General features: G+C 65.6%; 15 protein-coding genes and 1 pseudogene. 11 read left to right on the plus strand and 5 right to left on the minus strand.

Annotated features, from left to right (window positions below):
• Positions 1-15: 15 nt before the first annotated feature.
• From ACCQ00_RS14220 to ACCQ00_RS14265, 10 genes are all read left to right on the plus strand, one after another.
• A complete protein-coding gene (locus ACCQ00_RS14220) occupies positions 16-156 on the plus strand; it encodes a hypothetical protein (protein ID WP_039570548.1) in 141 nt (46 codons plus the stop codon).
• 206 nt (positions 157-362) lie between these two features.
• Positions 363-905, plus strand: coding sequence for a GNAT family N-acetyltransferase (locus ACCQ00_RS14225; RefSeq protein ID WP_003488532.1), 543 nt, complete (start codon positions 363-365; stop codon positions 903-905).
• Between the two features lie 645 nt (positions 906-1,550).
• Positions 1,551-5,015, plus strand: coding sequence for a transcription-repair coupling factor (gene mfd / locus ACCQ00_RS14230; protein ID WP_039570546.1), 3,465 nt, complete (start codon positions 1,551-1,553; stop codon positions 5,013-5,015).
• Between the two features lie 472 nt (positions 5,016-5,487).
• Entirely contained in the window at positions 5,488-5,817 is a 330-nt protein-coding gene (locus ACCQ00_RS14235; RefSeq protein ID WP_039570544.1) for an STAS domain-containing protein, read from the plus strand.
• Positions 5,818-5,835: 18 nt separating this feature from the next.
• The gene (locus tag ACCQ00_RS14240; RefSeq protein ID WP_017157184.1) at positions 5,836-7,845 is read left to right on the plus strand and encodes a chemotaxis protein CheA; all 2,010 of its coding nucleotides are present in this window, start codon (positions 5,836-5,838) and stop codon (positions 7,843-7,845) included.
• 64 nt (positions 7,846-7,909) lie between these two features.
• Positions 7,910-10,066 (plus strand): methyl-accepting chemotaxis protein, encoded by a 2,157-nt coding sequence (locus tag ACCQ00_RS14245; RefSeq protein WP_017157185.1) that lies wholly within the window; start codon positions 7,910-7,912, stop codon positions 10,064-10,066.
• Positions 10,067-10,076: 10 nt separating this feature from the next.
• Complete coding sequence (locus ACCQ00_RS14250) at positions 10,077-10,592, plus strand: chemotaxis protein CheW (protein WP_039570540.1); 516 nt, start codon at positions 10,077-10,079, stop codon at positions 10,590-10,592.
• 26 nt (positions 10,593-10,618) lie between these two features.
• Positions 10,619-11,902 (plus strand): EAL domain-containing response regulator, encoded by a 1,284-nt coding sequence (locus tag ACCQ00_RS14255; RefSeq protein ID WP_039570538.1) that lies wholly within the window; start codon positions 10,619-10,621, stop codon positions 11,900-11,902.
• 4 nt (positions 11,903-11,906) lie between these two features.
• Complete coding sequence (locus tag ACCQ00_RS14260) at positions 11,907-12,713, plus strand: CheR family methyltransferase (protein ID WP_039570535.1); 807 nt, start codon at positions 11,907-11,909, stop codon at positions 12,711-12,713.
• A complete protein-coding gene (locus ACCQ00_RS14265) occupies positions 12,710-13,837 on the plus strand; it encodes a protein-glutamate methylesterase/protein-glutamine glutaminase (protein ID WP_017157189.1) in 1,128 nt (375 codons plus the stop codon). The genes ACCQ00_RS14260 and ACCQ00_RS14265 overlap by 4 nt, the downstream gene beginning before the upstream one ends.
• A gap of 299 nt (positions 13,838-14,136) precedes the next feature.
• On the opposite strand, the pseudogene ACCQ00_RS14270 reads toward ACCQ00_RS14265, so the two are convergent.
• The 4 genes and pseudogenes from ACCQ00_RS14270 to gpmA all read right to left on the minus strand — a co-directional run bounded on the left by ACCQ00_RS14270 (position 14,137) and on the right by gpmA (position 19,522).
• A pseudogene (locus ACCQ00_RS14270) lies at positions 14,137-15,698 on the minus strand (phospholipase D family protein).
• 231 nt (positions 15,699-15,929) lie between these two features.
• Complete coding sequence (locus tag ACCQ00_RS14275) at positions 15,930-18,032, minus strand: M13 family metallopeptidase (RefSeq protein ID WP_372353963.1); 2,103 nt, start codon at positions 18,030-18,032, stop codon at positions 15,930-15,932.
• 279 nt (positions 18,033-18,311) lie between these two features.
• Positions 18,312-18,626: a hypothetical protein gene (locus tag ACCQ00_RS14280; protein WP_017157192.1), complete on the minus strand. Its 315-nt coding sequence runs from the start codon at positions 18,624-18,626 to the stop codon at positions 18,312-18,314.
• Positions 18,627-18,772: 146 nt separating this feature from the next.
• Complete coding sequence (gpmA, locus tag ACCQ00_RS14285) at positions 18,773-19,522, minus strand: 2,3-diphosphoglycerate-dependent phosphoglycerate mutase (protein ID WP_039570529.1); 750 nt, start codon at positions 19,520-19,522, stop codon at positions 18,773-18,775.
• A 102-nt stretch (positions 19,523-19,624) separates the two neighbouring features.
• Here gpmA and nfi point away from each other — a divergent pair, with 102 nt between their 5' ends.
• Positions 19,625-20,338: a deoxyribonuclease V gene (nfi, locus tag ACCQ00_RS14290; protein WP_039570601.1), complete on the plus strand. Its 714-nt coding sequence runs from the start codon at positions 19,625-19,627 to the stop codon at positions 20,336-20,338.
• A gap of 73 nt (positions 20,339-20,411) precedes the next feature.
• On the opposite strand, the gene ACCQ00_RS14295 is transcribed toward nfi, so the two are convergent.
• Positions 20,412-20,789 carry a hypothetical protein gene (locus tag ACCQ00_RS14295; RefSeq protein ID WP_039570526.1) on the minus strand — a complete coding sequence of 126 codons (378 nt, stop codon included), beginning with the start codon at positions 20,787-20,789 and terminating at the stop codon, positions 20,412-20,414.
• Between the last annotated feature and the right edge of the window lie 687 nt (positions 20,790-21,476).

The following is a 21,476-nucleotide window of genomic DNA, read 5'->3' on the forward strand; positions in this document are numbered from 1 at the left end:
CCGCAGATCGCGTGCATGCTGCCGGGCACCGGGATGGGCGTTGCCATGGGCTTGCTGTCCTCGGCGACACAGCAGTTGCCGCAAACACCTCAGCGCAGCGCAGACGAGCGGCTGCTGCACCGGATACACCTGTCCCAGGAAGGCCAGGCCGGGTGACAACCGCCTTCCGGCGGCCCTGTTGCGTCCATTCGGCTGCCACAGTGCGCGCCCCATCACGCTCACGACCGGCTCACGGCTCCGCTCGTTACAGTTGTGTGAGAAGCACTGCCACCTCCTGTCGGCCCCCGGCGGCACACCGGATTCATTCACGGTTGCGCGCCGGGCTGGTGCCAGAATCTTCCGATCTTTAAGGAACACCGGTCATGGCCATTCGCAATCGCATGCCTCCCTGGCATGAAAACTTCAGCCTGCCCAATGGCCGCACTCTTCTGCTTCGCCCGATCCGTCCCGAGGATGGTCCGCCGCTGCAGGGAGCTTTCAGCCTGTTGGGACCGGAGGAAATTCGCGCGCGCTTTGTGCGCTCCTCCACCGAAATCACCCCGGAGATGGTGCAGCGCCTGACCCATCCCAACCCCAAGAGCGAGATCGTGCTGGTTGCCGCCGAGCAATTGCCGCCCGGCGAAGCACTGGTGGGCGCGGTCGCGCGCGCCGCGTTGGTACCGGGCACACGCCAGGCCGAATACACCATCCTGGTCAGCAGCTTTGTCGCCGGCCAGGGGCTGGGACGGCAGCTGATGCGCAAGCTGGTCAAGTGGGCACGGCGCAAATACCTGGACTGCCTGTTCGGCGATGTGCTGCAAAGCAATGTGCCGATGCTGCAGTTGGCGGAATCGCTGGGCTTCAAGCCGCAGGCGCACCCGGAGTCGCCGGAACTGGTGCGGATGGTGTTGGAGCTGGATGCTTGAGTTGCCGGGATTCGGGATGCGGGATTTGTGATTCGTCAGAGCAGATCGCGGCTGCTTTGCGTGATCGGGGCTTGGGGCTTGCTTCATCACGGAGAGCCCGCGTTGCGCGGCGGCCTGATGTTCCTCGACGGTAAGCCGCAAGCCCCCCGAAAGGATCGGCACGCTGGCTGACACCTAAGGCCACCTACGGGTCCTTCCCCTCGCCGCTCGCAGGATCCTGGGGTGGCATGGATGCCACGCTTCATCCGCGCACGCCGCTCCCTGGAGGGAGACAGCCCGACGTTTCGCCACGGAGAGCTCACAACCGTCGAGAGTGTTGCCGTGATGACGGGAGCGCTGTGTCCGGCTCATCCCCAGGCGCCACGCAAAACCGACTGCTGTGGTGTCCTCGCCGCGCGCGGAACCTGCGGCGGCATGGATGCCTCCACAGAGCCTGCAGGGACGGATTCATGGCGTGTGCCGCAAGCGATGAGGGTAGCGCGCACTTGAGCGAGTGGGGTCTTTGCCTCGCGAGCGTGCGCATGAGTTGCACCCGCGTACCCAATGCCATGACCCCCGCCGTTCACATCCGGGCAGGTAGCCCACCGCCAGCTTTCACGCCAGATGGACCGGGCACTGCGGGGGCTCTGATAAAATCGCCGGCTGATGCCGTCGCCTACCTTCCCCTTCCCGCCGCTGCCCAAGTCCGGCCAGCTCCGCGCCTACTGGCGCGCCCCGTCCTCTCCGACTGCGCTGGCGTGGTCGATTGCGCGGGCAGCCGAAGCGCATGCCGGCCCCCTGCTGGTGATCGCCCGCGATAACCAGAGCGCGCATCAGATCGAAGCCGATCTGCATGCCTTGCTCGGCGAGCATGCGGCGCTGCCGGTGGTGCCGTTTCCCGATTGGGAAACCCTGCCCTACGACCAGTTCAGCCCGCACCCGGAAATCATCAGCCAGCGGCTGGCCGCCCTGCACCGCCTGCCGGGCCTGGCCCGCGGCGTGGTGATCGTGCCGGTGCAGACCTTGCTGCAGCAGTTGGCGCCGCTGAGCTACATCGTCGGCGGCAGCTTCGATCTCACCGTTGGCCAGCGCCTGGATCTGGATGCGGAAAAGCGCCGCCTGGAAAGCGCCGGCTACCGCAACGTGCCGCAGGTGATGGACCCGGGCGATTTCGCGGTCCGCGGCGGCCTGCTGGACGTGTTTCCGATGGGCGCGGACACGCCATTGCGCGTCGAATTGCTGGATGAGGACATCGATTCGATCCGCGTGTTCGACCCGGAATCGCAGCGCTCGCTGGACAAGGTGGACGCGGTCAAGATGCTGCCGGGCCGCGAAGTGCCGATGGACGATGCCAGCGTGGAGCGCGTGCTGGCCTGCCTGCGCGAACGCTTCGACGTGGATACCCGGCGCAGCGCGCTGTACCAGGACCTGAAATCCGGGCTGGCGCCATCGGGCATCGAGTATTACCTGCCGATGTTCTTCGCCAAGACCGCAACGCTGTTCGATTACCTGGACAAGCGCGTGCTGCCGGTGATTGCCACCGGCGTGTCCAATGCCGCCGACGCATTCTGGACGCAGGCGCAGAACCGCTACGAACAGCGCCGACACGATGTGGAACGCCCGCTGTTGCCGCCGGACGAGCTGTACCAATCGCCGGATGCGCTGCGCGAGCGGCTCAACAAGCTGGCGCGTATCGAAGTATGGGCCGGCGATCATGCGCGCATCGATGAGGCCGCCCCGCTCGGCGACCAACCGTTGCCGCCGCTGCCGGTGGCCGCAAAGGACGCGCCGGCCGGTCAGGCGCTGGCGACGTTCCTGAGCCATTATCCGGGCCGCGTGCTGGTCGCTGCAGATTCGGCCGGCCGCCGCGAAGCCTTGATGGAAGTGCTGGCCGCCGCGCAGTTGAAGCCGGAGCTGGTCGCCGATGTGCCGGCGTTCCTGGCGGGCACGCTGCGTTTTGGCATCACCGTGGCGCCGCTGGAAGACGGCTTTGCGCTGGATCAGCCGCAGGTTGCGCTGCTGACCGAACGCCAGCTGTTCCCGGAACGGGCCAACCAGCCGCGCCGCGCGCGCCGGGTCGGACGCGAGCCGGAAGCGATCATCCGCGATCTGGGCGAGCTGTCCGAAGGCGCGCCGATCGTGCACGAGGATCACGGCGTGGGCCGCTACCGCGGCCTGATCGTGCTCGATGCCGGTGGCATGCCTGGCGAATTCCTGGAAATCGAATACGCCAAGGGCGACCGGCTGTATGTGCCGGTGGCGCAGCTGCACCTGATCAGCCGCTACTCCGGCGCCTCGGCGGAAACCGCGCCGCTGCATTCGCTGGGCGGCGAGCAATGGACCAAGGCCAAGCGCAAGGCCGCCGAAAAGGTCCGCGATGTCGCTGCCGAACTGCTGGAAATCCAGGCACGCCGCCGCGCACGCGCCGGCCTGGCGTTGCAGGTGGACCGCGCGATGTACGAGCCGTTCGCGGCTGGATTTCCGTTCGAGGAAACCGGCGACCAGTTGGCCGCCATCGATGCGACGCTGCGCGATCTGGGCAGCAGCCAACCGATGGACCGCGTGGTCTGCGGCGACGTGGGCTTCGGCAAGACCGAAGTCGCGGTACGTGCGGCATTCGCCGCCGCCAGCGCCGGCAAGCAGGTCGCCGTGCTGGTACCGACCACATTGCTGGCCGAACAGCACTACCGCAATTTCCGCGACCGCTTCGCCGATTACCCGATGAAGGTGGAAGTGCTGTCGCGCTTCAAGAGCACCAAGGAAATCAAGGCCGAACTGGAAAAGGTCGCCAGCGGCGAGATCGACGTCATCATCGGCACGCACCGCTTGTTGCAGCCGGATGTGAAATTCAAGGATCTCGGCCTGGTCGTGGTCGACGAAGAACAGCGCTTCGGCGTGCGGCAGAAAGAAGCGCTCAAGGCGATGCGTGCCAACGTGCATCTGCTCACGCTCACCGCCACGCCCATCCCGCGCACGCTCAACATGGCCATGGCCGGCCTGCGCGACCTGTCGATCATCGCCACCCCGCCGCCGAACCGCCTGGCAGTGCAGACCTTCATCACCGCCTGGGACAACACGCTGCTGCGCGAAGCCTTCCAGCGCGAACTCAGTCGCGGTGGTCAGCTGTATTTCCTGCATAACGACGTGGAAAGCATCGTGCGCATGCAGCGCGATCTGTCCGAACTGGTGCCGGAGGCGCGCATCGGTATCGCGCATGGGCAGATGCCCGAGCGTGAGCTGGAACGGGTGATGCTGGATTTCCAGAAGCAGCGCTTCAACGTGTTGCTGTCGACCACGATCATCGAATCGGGCATCGACATTCCCAATGCCAACACCATCATCATCAACCGCGCCGACCGTTTCGGCCTCGCACAGTTGCATCAGCTGCGCGGCCGCGTGGGTCGCTCGCACCACCGCGCCTACGCGTACCTGGTGGTGCCGGATCGCCGCTCGATGACTTCCGATGCAGAAAAGCGCCTGGAAGCGATTGCCTCGATGGACGAGCTCGGTGCCGGCTTCACCCTGGCCACGCACGACCTGGAAATCCGCGGCGCCGGTGAGTTGCTCGGCGAAGACCAAAGCGGCCAGATGGCCGAGGTCGGCTTCAGCCTGTATACCGAACTGCTCGAGCGCGCGGTGCGCAGCATCCGCCAGGGCAAGCTGCCCGACCTGGATGCCGGCGAGGAAGTGCGCGGCGCCGACGTCGAACTGCACGTGGCCTCGCTGATTCCCGAGGATTATCTGCCCGACGTGCATACGCGGCTGACCTTGTACAAGCGTATTTCCAGCGCCCGCGATGCCGATGCGCTGCGCGAACTGCAGGTGGAGATGATCGACCGCTTCGGCCTGCTGCCGGACCCGGTCAAGCACCTGTTCGCCATTGCCGAGCTCAAGCTGCAGGCCAATGCGCTGGGCGTGCGCAAGCTGGATCTGGGCGAGAACGGCGGGCGGCTGGTGTTCGAGGCCAAGCCGGCGATCGACCCGATGACCATCATCCAGATGATCCAGAAACAGCCGAAGATCTACACGATGGATGGCCCGGACAAATTGCGCATCAAGCTGCCGATGCCCGAAGGCGCCGACCGTTTCAATGCGGCACGCGGCCTGTTGGCGGCGTTGTCGCCGGGCTGAAGCACTGCGGCGCCGGCAAGCGACGACCGCACCCAGCCCGACCACCACGCGTGACGAGCGACCAGGCCGGGGAACAAGCCCCGGCCTGATCGCATTCGCCCGTCAGGACGGCCGCACCTAACGCGCCGCGCATCCTGTGTGGATGAAGCGCCTGCCGGTGCTTTACGGGCGCGAGCAGGCCAGGCGTCGCCCGCCACGCCGTGCCGGAACGGGGGCGAACTGTCCAACAGGACAGGCCCGGATAGTCCCCCTGAGCCTGCTTGCGACAAAGCTGAGCAATTAATCCACAGGCGGTGACGGATTTCGCAAATCCGTCATCGCACTGAATTTTGCCTAAATATTTCCAAAAGGCGCCGATACCTGCATAGACCGGCATGGTCCGTGTGCAGCGCTGCTCACACCCGTCCAGGCCGTTGCGACCTTCCCAGGCCATGGCACGCACCCGTGCGCCATCGCACCGCTTGAGGCACCGATGAACACGCCACCGTCCGATCTACCCGCGCCGCTGACCCTTGCCCTGGAGGGCGAGATGACCATTCGTCGCGCAGCCGAGCTCAAGCCGTTGCTGCAGCCGGCCTTGCTGCATCCGGGTGGACTGCATCTGGACCTGGCCGCCGTCAGCGAGATCGATACCACCGGCCTGCAATTGTTGCTGGCCACCAAGCAGGCGATCCAGGCCGATGGCCGGCCGTTTTCGCTGACCGATTCCAGCCGTGCGGTGGTCGATGTCATCGAGCTGCTTGGCCTGCTCGAGGCCCTGTACCCGCATGCGGTGGCAGGCCTGGGCGAACGAATTCACTAACGGACTGGTGACGCGCGCATGGACATGAACCAGCTGATGCAGACCTTCCTGGCCGAGAGCCGGGACCTGCTCGAAGACATGGAACGGCATCTGCTCGAAGCCGAGCGCGGCGAACCGTCGCCGGATGCGGTCAATGCCATCTTCCGCGCCGCGCACACCATCAAGGGCTCCGGCGGCCTGTTCGACCTGCCGCAGCTGGTCGGCTTCACCCATGTGGTGGAAAGCGTGCTGGATCTGGTCCGCGACGAAGCGCTGAGCTTGAGTTCGGAACTGATCGGGCTGCTGCTGGTGTGCTGCGACCATATCCATGCCTTGGTGGAAACCGCCGCAGACCCGAGCCACGCCGACCCGGTCGCGCTGGCCGCCGAAGCCGAGCCGCTGCTGGCGCAACTGCAGACGTATCTGCAACGCAGCGGCAGCGGCGTCACCGCGGCCGCCGCTGCGCAAGGCGCACCGGAAAAGCAGAGCGGTTACTGGCGCATCACCCTGAAACTGTTTGCGGACGCACTGCGCTTCGGCAATTCGCCGCTCAAGCTGATTCGCAACCTGCGCAGCCTGGGCTCGGTCGAATCGATCAACACCGACATCAGCCAGCTGCCGGCATTCGACGACCTCGATCCGGAAGCCAATTACCTGGGCTTCCAGATCCTGCTACGCAGCGATGCCGACCGCGCCGCCATCGAGGAGGTGTTCGAATTCGTCCGCGAAGATTGCGAGCTGGAAATCGTGTCGGTTCCGGCGCCATCCGATGCCGCTGAATTGCTCACCGCCGAGCTGGCAGCCAGCCCTGCGCCAGCCAAGCCGCTTGCTGCAGTCCCCAGCGCCGCTCCGGCCCCAGGCCGTGCCGCGCCCGACGCTGCCGCGCGCAGCGCCGACGCGCGTTCCATCCGCGTGGATGCCGACAAGCTCGATCGCATGATCGATCTGGTCGGCGAACTCATCATCGCCGTGTCCAGCACCAGTGCCAATGCGCAACGCACCGGCGATGCGCAATTGCTGGAATCGGCCTCGATCCTGGCTGGCCTGGTCGAAGACGTGCGCGAAAGCGCGTTGCAGCTGCGCATGGTCAAGATCGGCGGCACCTTCAGCCGCTTCCAGCGCGTGGTGCACGACGTGGCCCGCGAACTGGGCAAGGACATCGCGCTGGTGGTGGCCGGCGAAGACACCGAACTGGACAAGTCGGTGGTGGAAAAGATCGGCGACCCGCTCACCCATCTGGTGCGCAATGCGATGGACCACGGCATCGAGCCGGCAGACGTGCGCGTGGCGCGCGGCAAGCCCGCACGCGGCACCGTCGGGCTCAACGCATATCACGACTCCGGCAGCATCGTCATCCAGATCACCGACGACGGTGGCGGCTTGAACCGCGACCGCATCCTGGCCAAGGCGCTCGAACGTGGCCTGATCGAACCGGGCCGCCAACTCAGCGACCGCGACGTTTTCGCGATGATCTTCGAACCGGGGTTTTCCACGGCGGAAAAGGTCACCAATCTGTCCGGGCGCGGCGTAGGAATGGATGTGGTCAAGCGCAACATCACCGCACTGCGCGGCACGGTCGAGATCGACAGCGCCGCCGGCGTGGGCACCACCATCTCGGTGCGGCTGCCGCTGACGCTGGCCATCATCAACGGCTTCCAGGTCGGCGTGGGCAAATCGGTCTTCGTGGTGCCGCTGGATGTGGTCGAAGAGTGCGTGGAGTTCACCCCCGACTACGCCAGCGACTACATCGACCTGCGCGGCAGCGTGTTGCCGTACGTGCGCCTGCGCGAACTGTTCGCGCTGGGCGGCAAGACGCCGGCGCGCGAAAGCATCGTGGTGATCCGCCAGGGCGCGCAGCGCTTCGGCCTGGTGGTGGACACCCTGCTCGGCGAATGGCAGACGGTGATCAAGCCGCTGTCCAAGGTGTTCGCGCAGGTCAAAGGCATCAGCGGCTCGAGCATTTTGGGAAGCGGCGATGTCGCACTGATTCTGGATGTGCCCAGCCTGATTCAGCAGTTGCATCCCAACCAGGACGCGTTGGCGGCCTGAACGCCCGCGCCATCTCCGGTCCGAACCGTCGTTTGTCGTTACCTGACTCCAGGAAGCTACCGTCATGTCACACCGTCTCCCGATCGCCAAGCAGTTGTGGTTCACCGCCGCGCTTGCCATCGCCCTGCCCGTTGTCGTGGTCGTCGCCGGCGTGGCGCTGACGCTCTCGCATGCGGCCTTGCTGGGCACCAGCATCGTTGCAGCATTGATCAGCGGCGTCTTGCTGACCTGGTCAATCCGTATCGCCAGCGCGTCGCTGGAGATGGCCACCACCACGCTGGACGCGTTCTCGCGCGGTAACTTCGACGTGGCGCTGCCGCAAACGCGCGACGACCAGGCCAGCGATGTCCTGCGCGGGCTGCGCAAGGTGCAGAGCGGCATCCGCCACGTCAACGAGGAAATCGATCGCGTTTGCCGCGAACACGATGCCGGCGAGATCGACGCGCGCATCGATGTGGCGCGCTGCGACGGCGATTTCCGCACCATGGGCGATGGCATCAACCGCCTGGTGGCCAGCCATATCGCGGTGAAAAAGCAGGCGATGGCGTGCGTGGCCGAGTTCGGCCGCGGCAATTTTTCCGCCGAACTCGAGCGCCTGCCGGGCAAGAAAGCCTTCATCAACGAGGTAGTGGACCAGATCCGCGGCAACCTCATCGGCATGGTCGCCGAGGTCAATCGCATGTCCGCCGAGCACGATGCCGGCGATATCGACGTGGTCATCGATACCCAGCGCTTCACCGGCGATTTCCGTCGCATGGCCGAAAGCATCAACGCGATGGTGGCCAGCCATATCGCCGTCAAGAAGCAAGCCATTGCCTGCGTGAGCGAATTCGGCCGCGGCAACTTCACCGCACAGCTGCCGTTGCTGCCGGGCAAGAAGCGCTTCATCAACGACACCATCGAACAGGTGCGCGGCAACCTTACCGGCCTGATCGCCGAGATCAACCACATGTCGGCCGAACATGAAGCCGGCGATATCGACGTGGTCATCGACAGCACCCGCTTCGACGGCGACTTCCGCAGCATGGCGCTGGGCATCAACCAGATGGTGGGCGCGCATATCGCGGTCAAGAAATTGGCGATGGGCGTGGTGGCCGAATTCGGCCGTGGCAACTTCGATGCGCCGCTGGCGCAGCTGCCGGGCAAGAAGGCCTTCATCAACGACACCGTGGAGCGCGCGCGCGGCAACCTGCGCAGCATTTCCGAAGTGATCCAGGTCATGGGCGCGATGGCCGAAGGCGACCTCACCCATACCGTGGAAGGCCGCTACGAAGGCGCCTTCGCCGACATGCAGCGCTACGTCAACACCACCATGAGCCGCCTCACCGAGATCGTCGATGAGGTCAATCGCAACGCCGAAAACCTGGCCAGTGCATCGGAAGAAGTCAGCGCCACCGCGCAGGCGCTTGCGCAGGCCGCCAGCGAACAGGCGGCCGGCGTGGAAGAAACCAGCGCCTCGCTGGAGCAGATGACCGCCTCCATCGCGCAGAACACCGAGAACGCGCGTGTCACCGACAGCATGGCGGCCAAGGCGGCCAGCGAAGCGGCCGACGGTGGCGACACCGTGCGCGCCACCGTGGTGGCAATGAAGGACATCGCCAAGAAGATCGGCATCATCGACGACATCGCGTATCAGACCAATCTGCTGGCGCTCAATGCCGCCATCGAAGCCGCGCGCGCCGGCGAACACGGCAAGGGCTTTGCGGTGGTCGCCGCCGAAGTGCGCAAGCTGGCCGAGCGCAGCCAGATCGCTGCGCAGGAAATCGGCGAAGTGGCCGGCTCCAGCGTGGAACTGGCCGAAAGCGCCGGCCGCGTGCTCGGCGAGATGGTGCCTTCGATCCGCCGCACCTCCGACCTGGTGCAGGAAATCGCCGCCGCCTCCGAAGAACAGACCGCCGGTGTCAGCCAGATCAATACCGCCGTGGGCCAGTTGAACCAGACCACCCAATCGGCCGCCGCCAATGCCGAAGAACTGGCCGCCACCTCGGAAGAAATGAGCGCGCAGGCCGAACAGCTGCAGCAGCTGATGGGCTTCTTCCGGCTGGGCAATGGCGGCCGCGGCGCCGCGTCGGGCAGCAACAGGCAGGGGCCGCGCAGGATCGCAGCGCATGCGCCTGCCACGGTGAGCAGCGCGCAGCCGCGACGCACCAACGTGCGCCAGCTCAGTGCGGTGGCCGCCACCGCCGATGCGATCGACGAATCGCAATTCGCCAGCTTCTGAGGAGCCGACGATGCAAGCGCTTCCTGCAACCGACCACCAGGCGCCGTCCTCGACGGCACCGCAGCAATACCTGACCTTCCTGCTGGGCCGGGAGATGTTCGGCCTGGGCATCCTGGGCATCAAGGAAATCATCGAATACCGCGTGCCGACCGATGTGCCGATGATGCCGCCGGCGCTGCGCGGGGTGATCAACCTGCGCGGTGCCGTGGTGCCGGTGGTGGATCTGCAGCAACGCTTCGGCCGCAACGCCAGCGCGATCACCAAGCGCAGCTGCATCGTGATCGTGGAGATCGCGCATGGTGGGCTGCATCAGGTGCTCGGGCTCTTGGTGGATGCGGTCAGCGAAGTGCTGGAAATCGCGCCGGCCGACATCGTCGACACGCCCAGCTTCGGCGCCGGCATCGCGCGCGATTTCATCCACGCCATGGGCAAGATCGGCGAGCGCTTTGTGATCCTGCTCGATGCCGATGCCGTGCTGGGCCACGACACGCTCGCCCGGCTGCCGGCCGCCGAGCTGGCGGCCTGACCTCACGCATGCACTCAAGGACTCCCATGCGCCCCGCCCTTCTCTCCTGCAACTGCACGCTGGCCGGCCCGGTCCTGGTCGTGGACGACAGCGTGGTCCAGCGCGAACACGCCATGGCGCTGTGTCGCCAGCTCGGCGCAAGCGTGGTCGACGGTGCCGTCGACGGAAACGCGGCCCTGGAGTGGCTGACGCGCGCCCAGGCGCCATCGTTGTTGCTGGTGGACCTGGAAATGCCGGGCATGGACGGGGTGCAGTTGCTCGACGCCCTGGCGCGCGGCAAATACAGCGTGCCGGTGGTGGTGGTATCGCAACGCGGCGGTGCCTTGATCGATGCGGTGATGCAACTCAGCCGCAGTGCCGGCGTGCGCGTGCTCGGCGGCATCGAAAAGCCGATGAACCTGCAAGATCTGGCCACCGTGCTGGATTGCGAACCGGAACCGGCCGCCGACGCACCGGCGTTTGCGCCGGTGGCGATTTCGCCGCTGATGTCCAGCGGTGGCGCCGCCGCCTCGCGGCTGGACCGTGCCATGCGGCGCGGCGAGATCCGCGTGGCCTACCAACCCAAGCTCGATCTGAAGGACGGCCACCTGCGGGGCGTGGAAGCGCTCGCGCGTTGGCGCCGCCCGCAAGGCGACATGATCGGCCCGGACCGGTTCATTCCGCTGGCCGAACGCGAAGGCTTGATCCACGCGTTGACGCAGCAGGTCATCGACAAGGCCATCGCGCAATTGGTGGACTGGCGCGCCGAAGGCTTCGACCTGAGCCTGGCCTTGAACCTGTCGCCCCGGCTGTTGGGCGAAGACCATTTTCTCGAAGAGCTGTGCGCCAAGCTGGGAGAGAACGGCTTGAGCGCGGCCGACCTGGTGCTGGAGCTCACCGAAAGCGCCATCGTGGAGCCGGCCAATGCGCTGAGCATGCTGGCGCGTTTGCGCCTGCACGGGTTCGGTCTGTCCATCGACGACTACGGCACCGGCTTCTCCTCGCTGCAGCGCCTGGCCAGCATTCCTTTCACCGAACTCAAGCTCGATCGCAGCTTCGTGCATGCGGCGCATCGCAGCCGCAGCCAGCGCACCGTGCTCGAATCCACGCTGGAACTGGCGCATCGGCTCGAACTCACCGCCGTGGCGGAAGGCGTGGAAACGCCCGACGACTGGCGGCTGCTGCGCGAACTTGGCTGCGACCTGGCCCAAGGCTATCTGATGGCCTCGCCGATGCCCGGGCCGATGCTGTCGGAGTGGTGGCGCGAACACGCCGGGCGCATCGCGCGCCTGAGCGACAGCACGTTCCACAGCGATGCGGACGTGGCCTGAGCCGATGAGCACCGCGACCGCCATCACCGAACAGGAGTTCGGCCGCTTCCAGCGCTTCATCTTCGAAGCGGCCGGCATCACCATTTCCTCCGGCAAGAAGGCGATGCTGTGCGGCCGCCTGGGCAAGCGCCTGCGCGAACATCAGTTCAGCAGCTACACGCAGTACCTGCAGCTGTTGGAAAGCCGGCAGGACCGCCGGGAAATCCAGACTGCGATCGACCTGCTCACCACCAACGAAACCTATTTCTTCCGCGAGCCCAAGCATTTCGAGCTGCTGCGCAAGCTGGCCGGCGAACACCGTGGCGGGCTGCCGTTCCGCTGCTGGAGCGCTGCCAGCTCCAGCGGCGAAGAAGCCTACAGCATGGCGATGGTGCTGGCCGACACCTTGCAGGGCCGCCCGTTCGAAGTGGTGGGCAGCGACATCAGCACCCGCGTCCTGGCCAAGGCACGCACCGGCCATTACGCGCTGCAACGTATCGACGGGATCCCGCAGGCCTATCTCAAACGCTACTGCCTGCGTGGCCAGGGCGAGTACGACGGCACTTTGCTGGTGGAGCGGCGGCTGCGCGAACGCGTGCAGTTCGTGCACGCCAACCTCAATGCCGCGTTGCCGGCGCTGGGCAGCTTCGATGCGATCTTCCTGCGCAATGTCATGATCTATTTCAATGGCCAGACCAAGCGCGAAGTGATCCTGCGCGTGCTGTCCAACCTCAAGTCGGGCGGGCACTTCTGCATCGGCCATTCGGAAAGCCTGAGCGAACTCGACATCGATCTGGTCCAGGTGGCACCCTCGATTTTCCGCAAGGCATGACCCAAGGATTTACCGTGTCCACAGCGCTCCATCGCCCGGCCACCAGCCCCACGACCATCAAGGCCATGGTGGTCGACGATTCGGCAGTGGTGCGCCAGGTGCTGGTAGGCGTGCTCAACGATGCGCCCGGCATCGACGTCATCGCCACTGCCGCCGACCCGCTGCTGGCGATCGAAAAAATGCGCCAGCACTGGCCGGATGTCATCGTGCTGGACGTGGAAATGCCGCGCATGGACGGCATCACCTTTCTGCGCAAGATCATGAGCGAACGGCCCACGCCGGTGGTGATCTGCTCCACGCTCACCGAAAAAGGCGCGCGCGTCACCATGGATGCGCTGGCCGCCGGCGCGGTGGCGGTGGTGACCAAACCCCGCCTGGGTCTGAAGCAATTTCTCACCGACTCTGCCGACGAACTGGTGGCGACCGTGCGCAGCGCCGCGCGCGCCAACGTCAAACGGCTGGCCGCACGCGTGACTGCCGCGCCGCTGGAAGCGGAGGTCAAGCACACCGCCGATGTCATCCTGCCGGCGCAAAGCGGCCGTGCGCTGGCGCAGACCACCGAACGCATCGTCGCCATCGGCACCTCCACCGGCGGCACCCAGGCCCTGGAAGAAGTGCTTACGGCGCTGCCGCGCGTCTGCCCGGGCATCGTGATCGTGCAGCACATGCCGGAGAAATTCACCGCTGCCTTCGCCGCCCGTCTGAACGGCCTGTGCCAGATCGCGGTCAAGGAAGCCGCCAACAACGACCGCGTGATGCCTGGCCGTGCATTGATCGCACCCGGCGGCAAACATCTGCTGCTGCGTCGCAGTGGCGCGCAGTATTTCGTCGAAGTACTGGAAGGCCCACCGGTCAACCGGCATCGCCCGTCGGTCGATGTGCTGTTCCGCTCGGCCGCGCGCGCGGCCGGCAGCAATGCGCTGGGCATCATCATGACCGGCATGGGCGACGACGGCGCCGCCGGCCTGCTGGAAATGCGCCAGGCCGGCGCACGCACGGTGGCGCAGGACGAACACACCAGCATCGTGTTCGGCATGCCCAAGGAAGCGATCAAGCGCGGCGGCGCAGACCGTATCCTCCCGCTGGGCGCGATGGCACGCGAAATCGTGACGCAGCTGCAATAACGCGACCGACGTTAACGCCGCGCGCCAAATAAATCCGACAGAACCGGCGCGTCTACCCCCTCTTATGCGTCTTCCGCGCAACACACCCGCTGCACTGCTCACAGAGCCTGCGCATCTGCTGGACACAGCCATTGCCCCTGCTCCAATGCAGCCATTGCGTCTGCTCCAAAGCAGCCACTGCCTCTTCGCAGCACCGAAGCGCGCATTCTCCCCTCCATGAAAAACCGCCATCTTCCCTTCTCCCGCTGGCGGGAGAAGGTGCCCGAAGGGCGGATGAGGGCAACACGCTAACCAGCCAGCTACAGCTGCGACTCCAGCGGCAACCAGCCCATCACCGCGGCTGCACCGCGCCGCCACACGCTCGCAGCCGGCTCGCGCGACCACACCTCGGGCGGCTGCGCGGCATCGTCGTGCCAACGCAGTTCGCCCTGCTCCAGGGTCACGCGGTAACTCACCGGCGCACTGACCTTGTGGTTGTAGAGCCGCTCCAGTTCTGCGGTGACCACGCGGTCATTGAACAGCAGGCCCATTTCGGTATTGAGGTTCATCGAGCGCGGGTCCAGATTGAACGAGCCGATGAAACCGCTGCTGTCGTCCACGACAAATGCCTTGGTATGCAGGCTCGCACCGCTGGAACCGAACAGGCTGCCGTCCGGCTTGCCCATCGGCTTGAGCTCATGCAGGCGCACACCCTGCTGCAGGAGCGGCACCCGATAGCCGGCGTAGCCGCTGTGCACTGCCACCACGTCGTTGGCGGCCAGCGAATTGGTCAGGATGCTCACGCGCACATTGCGCTGGCGCAGATTGCCGATCCAGCGCATGCCCTCCTCGCCCGGCACGAAATACGGCGAAATCACTTTCAGCTCGCGCCGGGCGTGCGCCATTTCGCCGATCAGCACCGGCGTCATCCAGTCGGCTTGTGGCGGCGCACCTTCGGCTTTTTCCGGCGGATCGGAAACGATGCGCGCCTGCGACACCCAGTGCACCGGGCGGTCGCCCTGCATCAGTTCGCGCACGCTTGGCGAGCGCTTGAGCCGCTCCACATACGGATGCGCGCGCGCCGATGCCATGCCCGCGTCCAGGCTGCCACGCAAGGCCTCCAGCGCCTGCGGCTTTGCGGTGACCAGCGCAGACAGCGGTAAGGCATTGGGACTATTCCAGTACGCATCGAATACCCGCTCGGCCTGGCCCACCGCCGGCCCCATCAGCGCCGCATCCATATCCATGAAATTGGTGTCGCGCGCCGCGTCGAAGTATTCGTCGCCCACGTTGCGCCCGCCCACCACTGCGATGCGGCCGTCGGCGATCCAGGCCTTGTTGTGCATGCGGCGATTGATGCTGAACATGCGCAGCACCATCTCCACGCCGCGCATCAAGGTGCCTTCGCGCGCGCGCGTGGGGTTGAACAGGCGAATCTCGATCAGCGGATGGCTATCCAGGGCAGCCAGTACCGAATCGCTGCCATGGATATTCATGTCGTCCAGCAGCAAGCGCACGCGTACCCCGCGATCGGCCGCGCGCAGCAATTCGTTATGCAGCAGGTTGCCGGTGAAATCGGCATGCCAGATGTAGTACTGCAGATCCAGGCTGCGCCCGGCCGCACGCGCGGTGAGCGCACGTACCGCAAACGCATCGACGTTGTCCGGCAGGATCACCATGCCGGTCTGGTCGGCGTGCGCCTGTTGCAATGCGCCACCACCTTGTCGATGGGCGTCGCCACCGCCGCGGCAGGCAGCACGTGACTGACCGGCCCGCGTTGGCGGTCGGCAAAGCGCCCGTAGCCGTAGAGCGATAACGCGCTGGCCAGCACCAGCACCAGCAGCGCAATGCCGAACCATTTGAAGAATTTCCGCTTCGTCACTGCCGATTCCGCGATTCGCAGCGCGGCAGTGTAGAGCCCACGCGGGCAGGCCGGTGTGCAGACGCTGCCACAAGCAACCTCGACAATTGCAGCAAAAACGGACGGGTGTCGTGGACACGAGGACACGAGGACTCGCAGCACCGCGTGCGGCACGGGGCCAACGCGGTGGTTTACGCGACATCAGCGGTGTGGCGCGCGAGTTGCCGAAGCACCAGTGCGCGCCCACGTCGCTTACCAGATGGTCACCCGCTCCTGGTCGCCACGCACCATCGCATCGCCGGGCTTGCACTGGAACGCCTGCGCAAACGCCGGCATGTTCGACGGTGCACCGTTGGCACGGAAATTCGCCGGTGCGTGCGGGTCGGTGTTCAGGCGCACGCGCAATTCGCCATCGGTGAAGTTGCGGCGCCAGACCGTGGCCCAGTTCATGAAGAACCGCTGGTCCTGCGAATAGCCGTCGATCTGCGTGTTGGCGGCCGGCTGCTCCTGCAACGCCATTTGCAAGGCATCGTACGCCACGGTCAGGCCGCCCAGATCGCCGATGTTCTCGCCCAGCGTCAGCTTGCCTTTGACGTGCACGCCCTTGATCGCTTCATAGCCATCGAACTGCGCCACCAGCTGGTCGGTGCGCTCGGTGAACAGCTTGCGGTCTGCATCGGTCCACCAGCTATCGAAGTTGCCCTTGGCATCGAACTGGCTGCCGAAGTCGTCGTAGCCATGCATCATTTCGTGCCCGATCACCGCACCGATGCCACCGTAGTTCAAGGCCGGATCGGCCTTGGGGTCGAAGAACGGCGGCTGCAGGATCGCGGCCGGAAACACGATCTCGTTGCGCGTGGCGTTGTAGTACGCATTCACCGTCTGCGGGGTCATGTGCCATTCGCGCTTGTCGACCGGCTTGCCGATCTTGTCCAGCATGTAGCGGTAGTTGAATGCCTGCGCGGCCTGCATGTTGGCAAGGAAGCCATCGCCACGCGTCTGGAGGCCCGACCAATCGCGCCACTGATCCGGGTAACCGATCTTGGGAGTGAAGCTGGCCCATTTTTCCAATGCCCGCTGTTTGGTATCCGCGCTCATCCAGTCGAGCTTTTCCAGCCGCGCCTTGAGCGCCGCCGACAGGTTCTGCACCAGTTGCTGCATCTGCTCCTTCGAGTCGGCCGGGAATGCAGATTGCACGTACAGCTGGCCCAGGGCCTCGCCCATCGCCTCGTTGACCGCGTTCAAGGTGCGCTTCCAGCGCGGCAGCATGTCCTGCTGCCCGCGCAGGGTCTTTGCGTAGAAATCGAAATTGGCCTGCTCGAACGGCTTGGCCAGATACGGCGCCGCTTCGTCCACCGTATGGAAGCGCAAGTACGCCTTCCAGGTATCGACCGGCGTATCGGCCAGCATCGCATCGAGCTCGGCGAAATAGCCCGGCTGGCTCAGCGAGAAGGTGCCGGCCGGCACCTTGAGCGCGGCGAAGAACGCCTTCCAGTCGAAGTGCGGCGTGATGGCGTTGGCGGCGGCCACATCGACCGGGTTGTAGCGCTTGGCAGGGTCGCGCAGTTCGATACGCGACAACGACGCATTGGCCAGGCGCGTCTCGAACGCCATCACCGCCTTGGCCTGTGCGGCCGCCTGCGGTGCCGGGAGACCCGACAGCTCCAGCATCCGCGCGATGTAGGCCACGTACTGCTCGCGGATCTTTGCCTGCGCCGGATCGGTGTAATAGCCCTTTTCGGGCAAGCCCAGACCGCCCTGCCCTGCGTAGGCGATCATCTGCTCGGAATTCTTGTAGTCGGCATTGGCACCGAATGAAAACACCAAGCCCTGACCTTGCGCATACCTGTCGCGCAACCAGGCGGCGATGGCCGGCGCATCGGTCAACGCATCGATGTCCTTCAGCTGCGGCTGCAGCGGCGTGATGCCGGCTTTGTCGATTGCCGCTTCATCCGAACCGGTCCGCCATAGGTCGGCGATCTTGGCATCCACCGACCCGGCCGACAGATTGCCGCGCGCCAGTTGCTCCACCAACGCGTGCTGGATGGTCAGCGAACGCTCGGCCAGCACTTCAAAACTGCCCCAGCTGGTGCGATCGGAGGGCACTGGGTTGGCCTTGAGCCACTTGGCGTTGACGAACCCGTTGAGGTCCTGACATGCAGCGATGCTCGGGTCCAGATCGCCGCTGCTGAACGCCACGATCGGCGCATCGAGTTTGGACACGTCCACCTTGGTCGGTACCGCCTGCGGCGCGGCAGGCGCCACCTTGGCAGCGTCGTCGGAGGCGCCGCACGCAGTCAGCGCGACCACCATGGCGACCGCGAGCGATAACGGGGCTAACTTGCGCAACTTCATTGAATTCTCCAGGGCATGACCGCGCAGGCGCGATCGAAAAAAGTCGACATCCGCTCGGCAAGCGCGGGCGAAGGACCGCGCAGCGCAGGCGCTTGCCTCTTCGTCCGTCGCTCGGCAACCGGCCAGACCACATCGGTGCAGCGCACCGCCACATCAGGTCCGATGCCGTGCGGTATGAAAGTCCATTGCATCTGTACAGCACGTGCGCGTCCTTGATCGGCACGCGACGCGCTATTTCCACCCACCTGCACGCGGCGCACCTTGCGCCATCGCATGCGCTCAACGCCGCGCGTAAAACGGCGCCATCAACAGATACACCGGATACGCCACCACCATCAGCACCAGGGCAACCTCGTGCCCGGACGTCGCATCGGCCCACGCTTCCATCTGTCGCGCCGGCCCAGCGACGCCGAACCCCAGCAGCAGCACTCCCATTGCGCAGATCAGCAGTGCCAGCACCAGCCCCGCGCCGGAGATGTCGCCAGCAGCCAAGGCAACAAAGGCCGCGCCCCCGGCCACCAGCATGCCGAGCGTCACCAGATACGCGCGGCAGTAAACGGCAGTCATCTGCCGGGTTTTGCGTTTGCCGGACATCGTGTTTCGCCTGCACCGGTGCGGAGCGCGCATCGCCCCGTCGCACCGCTTCCATTCACCACCGTACGCAGCCTGCTTTGCAGCCGCGTACGCACAAGAACACCCGCTGCACGCACCGCGCGCAGCGCTGCGACCGCCAACGGCGACTACTTCGCCTTGCCCTGGTTGGCCACCGCTTCGGCCGCGCGCTTGGCCGCTTCCGGGTCGCCAAGATAGCGGTAGCTCTGCACCTGCAAGGCTTCGTCCAGCTCGAACAACAACGGAATGCCGGTGGGGATATTGAGCTCGAGAATCTGCTCGTTGGAGACATCGTTGAGGTACTTGTACAGCGCGCGCAGCGAATTGCCGTGCGCAGTCACCAGCACCGTCTGCCCGGCCTTCAACTGCGGCGCGATCGCGTCGTGCCAGTACGGCAACACGCGCACCAGCGTGGTTGCCAGCGATTCGGTCCCCGGCAGCGCATTGCGGTCCAGGGTGGCGTAGCGACGATCGTGGCACGGGTGGCCCGGGTCGTCGACGTCCATCGCCGGCGGCGGGATGTCGTACGAACGGCGCCAGATCTTGACCTGCTCCTCGCCGTGCTTGGCCGCAGTCTCGGCCTTGTCCAGGCCCTGCAGGCCACCATAATGGCGCTCGTTGAGGCGCCAGCTCTTGGACACCGGCAGCCAGTCCTGGTCAAGTTCCTTCAACGCGCCCTGCAGCGTGTGGATGGCGCGCTTGAGCACCGAGGTGTGGGCGACATCGAACTGCAGCCCTTCGTCCTTCATCAGCTTGCCGGCCGCCGCCGCTTCCTGGCGGCCCTGCTCGGTGAGGTCCACATCCACCCAGCCGGTGAAACGGTTGTCCAGATTCCATTGGCTCTGGCCATGGCGCAGCAGTACGAGTTTGCGGGTCACTACGGTTCTCCGATTGGGGCCGATCAGCCTGCGATTGTAGCGGCAGCGCGTGCATCGCAGGCGTGCACGAAATCGCCACATGCAGCGCGCGATGCTGTGGCGATGCAGACCAACGACCCCGTCTTCGCCGGTTGGGACGGCAGCGTGATTCAGGCGCGACAGTTGCAGCAGCAACTGGCACGGCGCGTGGTGCTCGACGACGCGGTGGGCGCAACTCCGCAGTTGCTTGCAGGGTTCGATGTCGGCTTCGAAGACGATGGCCAGACCACCCGTGCGGCCGCCGTGCTGCTGGATGCGCAGACGCTGCTGCCGCTGGAAACGCACGTCGCACGCGTGCCGACCTCGATGCCCTATGTCCCCGGCCTGCTCAGTTTTCGCGAATTGCCAACCTTGCTGCAGGCCCTGGCGCTGCTGTCGCGCACACCCGATCTGGTGTTCATCGATGGCCAGGGCATCGCACACCCGCGCAGGCTTGGAATCGCGGCGCACTTCGGCGTGGTCACCGGCCTGCCGTGTATCGGTATCGCCAAGCAACGCCTGGCCGGCCACTTCGCCGAGCCTGGGCCCGCACGCGGCGACCACACGCCGATCCTGCTGGGTGGTGCGCAGATCGGCTGGGCACTGCGCAGCAAACCGCGTTGCAATCCCTTGATTGTCTCGCCCGGCCACCGTGTGTCGATGCAAGGCGCACTCGACTGGACCCTGCGCACCTTGCGCGCCTATCGCCTGCCCGAGCCCACACGCCTGGCCGACCGGCTGGCCTCGCGCCGCGGCGAAGTGACGGTACCGGCAGCCTACCCCGCTCAGCTGCTGTGAGCAGGTGTCGCATCAGGGGCCACGTGCCACAGGTCCAGCGCCGGCCGCACAGGCACGGCGCTGGGGCACCCCATCAGCTGTAAGTGATGACGATGCGACCGGAAGCATCGATCCGGAAGAAAATCATTTGCTTGTCCAACGGAGGCCGGTAATTCACCGAAGACCCCACTGCATAGGGCTGATCGCCACACGAGGAGGCAGACGAGACGACCTGATAGGTGGTCGCAGTACTGAGCGTGGGCCCTGCAACACTCCTGCCGGAGTAGACCGCATAGCAGGCGGCCGCGCTTCCATTGATCAAAAATGCCAGCGAGCGGACATTGGCGGACGCACTGATGATGCGACTGGGGACAGCCCGGGCGCTCTGCGCACTACCAAGGCAGGGCGCCAGCGCTGCCATCACCAAGAAGAGCAGCGATGTTGTCTTCCTTCCTGAGATCGATAACGACATAACGTATTCCTCGGATTGGGAGTAGGAATCTGAAACGCATCGAGTAAAACGCTAAAGCGCGAGCGAGTTGCCGCCACGTGTGCAGCGCAGACGATGCACGGCAAGCGACCGTTGCCGATCTGGCACCTGAAACACGCAATGAAGGCCAAGGCGCTCGCAGATCGTGCAACGCCGCCATTATTCATGGCGCAATGACCCACGTAGCCCGGCAAAACGCAGCTCGGGTGCGCCGGTACGTTTCCCGCAACGCAACTTCGTTCGTATTGCAACTTCGCCGCTGCCAGCGCCTCGTCGACCGATGCTCGGCAGCGCAACGGCGACCTCTGGAGACGGCCGCTCGCGTTGGAAGATCAGGTCAGCCATGGTGGCCGCAAGCGCCCCAGGCCTTACCGCTTGCAGACATGCGGACGGAAACGGCGCCCGCGCCTACGCCTCGACGTTGCGGCCTGCATCGTCGCGGGGCGCAGCGTTGGATGAGCCGTCTGCGCGGCCAACGATGTCCACATTGGCAACGCATCTGCCCGCAAAGGACCAGGGGCTTTGTCGCCATGAACTGCTGTCGCGCCGCGTCCGCATGGCGTTCGCGATGCGGCGCCAGTCGCTGCGCCGATGACGCATTCTTCCGATGCGCATGAAGCGCCATGACTCGGACACTGCGTTTTACGCCACGCGCCCGCCTCGGCCACC

The sequence above is a fragment of the Xanthomonas sp. NCPPB 3761 genome, assembly GCF_041475705.2.
Classification (GTDB): domain Bacteria; phylum Pseudomonadota; class Gammaproteobacteria; order Xanthomonadales; family Xanthomonadaceae; genus Xanthomonas; species Xanthomonas phaseoli.

Coding starts and splice junctions, on each gene's coding strand:
- ACCQ00_RS14220 (WP_039570548.1), top strand. CDS start 16: ATGCTGCCGGGCACCGGGATGGGCGTTGCCATGGGCTTGCTGTCCTCG.
- ACCQ00_RS14225 (WP_003488532.1), top strand. CDS start 363: ATGGCCATTCGCAATCGCATGCCTCCCTGGCATGAAAACTTCAGCCTG.
- mfd (WP_039570546.1), top strand. CDS start 1,551: ATGCCGTCGCCTACCTTCCCCTTCCCGCCGCTGCCCAAGTCCGGCCAG.
- ACCQ00_RS14235 (WP_039570544.1), top strand. CDS start 5,488: ATGAACACGCCACCGTCCGATCTACCCGCGCCGCTGACCCTTGCCCTG.
- ACCQ00_RS14240 (WP_017157184.1), top strand. CDS start 5,836: ATGGACATGAACCAGCTGATGCAGACCTTCCTGGCCGAGAGCCGGGAC.
- ACCQ00_RS14245 (WP_017157185.1), top strand. CDS start 7,910: ATGTCACACCGTCTCCCGATCGCCAAGCAGTTGTGGTTCACCGCCGCG.
- ACCQ00_RS14250 (WP_039570540.1), top strand. CDS start 10,077: ATGCAAGCGCTTCCTGCAACCGACCACCAGGCGCCGTCCTCGACGGCA.
- ACCQ00_RS14255 (WP_039570538.1), top strand. CDS start 10,619: ATGCGCCCCGCCCTTCTCTCCTGCAACTGCACGCTGGCCGGCCCGGTC.
- ACCQ00_RS14260 (WP_039570535.1), top strand. CDS start 11,907: ATGAGCACCGCGACCGCCATCACCGAACAGGAGTTCGGCCGCTTCCAG.
- ACCQ00_RS14265 (WP_017157189.1), top strand. CDS start 12,710: ATGACCCAAGGATTTACCGTGTCCACAGCGCTCCATCGCCCGGCCACC.
- ACCQ00_RS14275 (WP_372353963.1), bottom strand. CDS start 18,032: ATGAAGTTGCGCAAGTTAGCCCCGTTATCGCTCGCGGTCGCCATGGTG.
- ACCQ00_RS14280 (WP_017157192.1), bottom strand. CDS start 18,626: ATGTCCGGCAAACGCAAAACCCGGCAGATGACTGCCGTTTACTGCCGC.
- nfi (WP_039570601.1), top strand. CDS start 19,625: ATGCAGACCAACGACCCCGTCTTCGCCGGTTGGGACGGCAGCGTGATT.
- ACCQ00_RS14295 (WP_039570526.1), bottom strand. CDS start 20,789: ATGTCGTTATCGATCTCAGGAAGGAAGACAACATCGCTGCTCTTCTTG.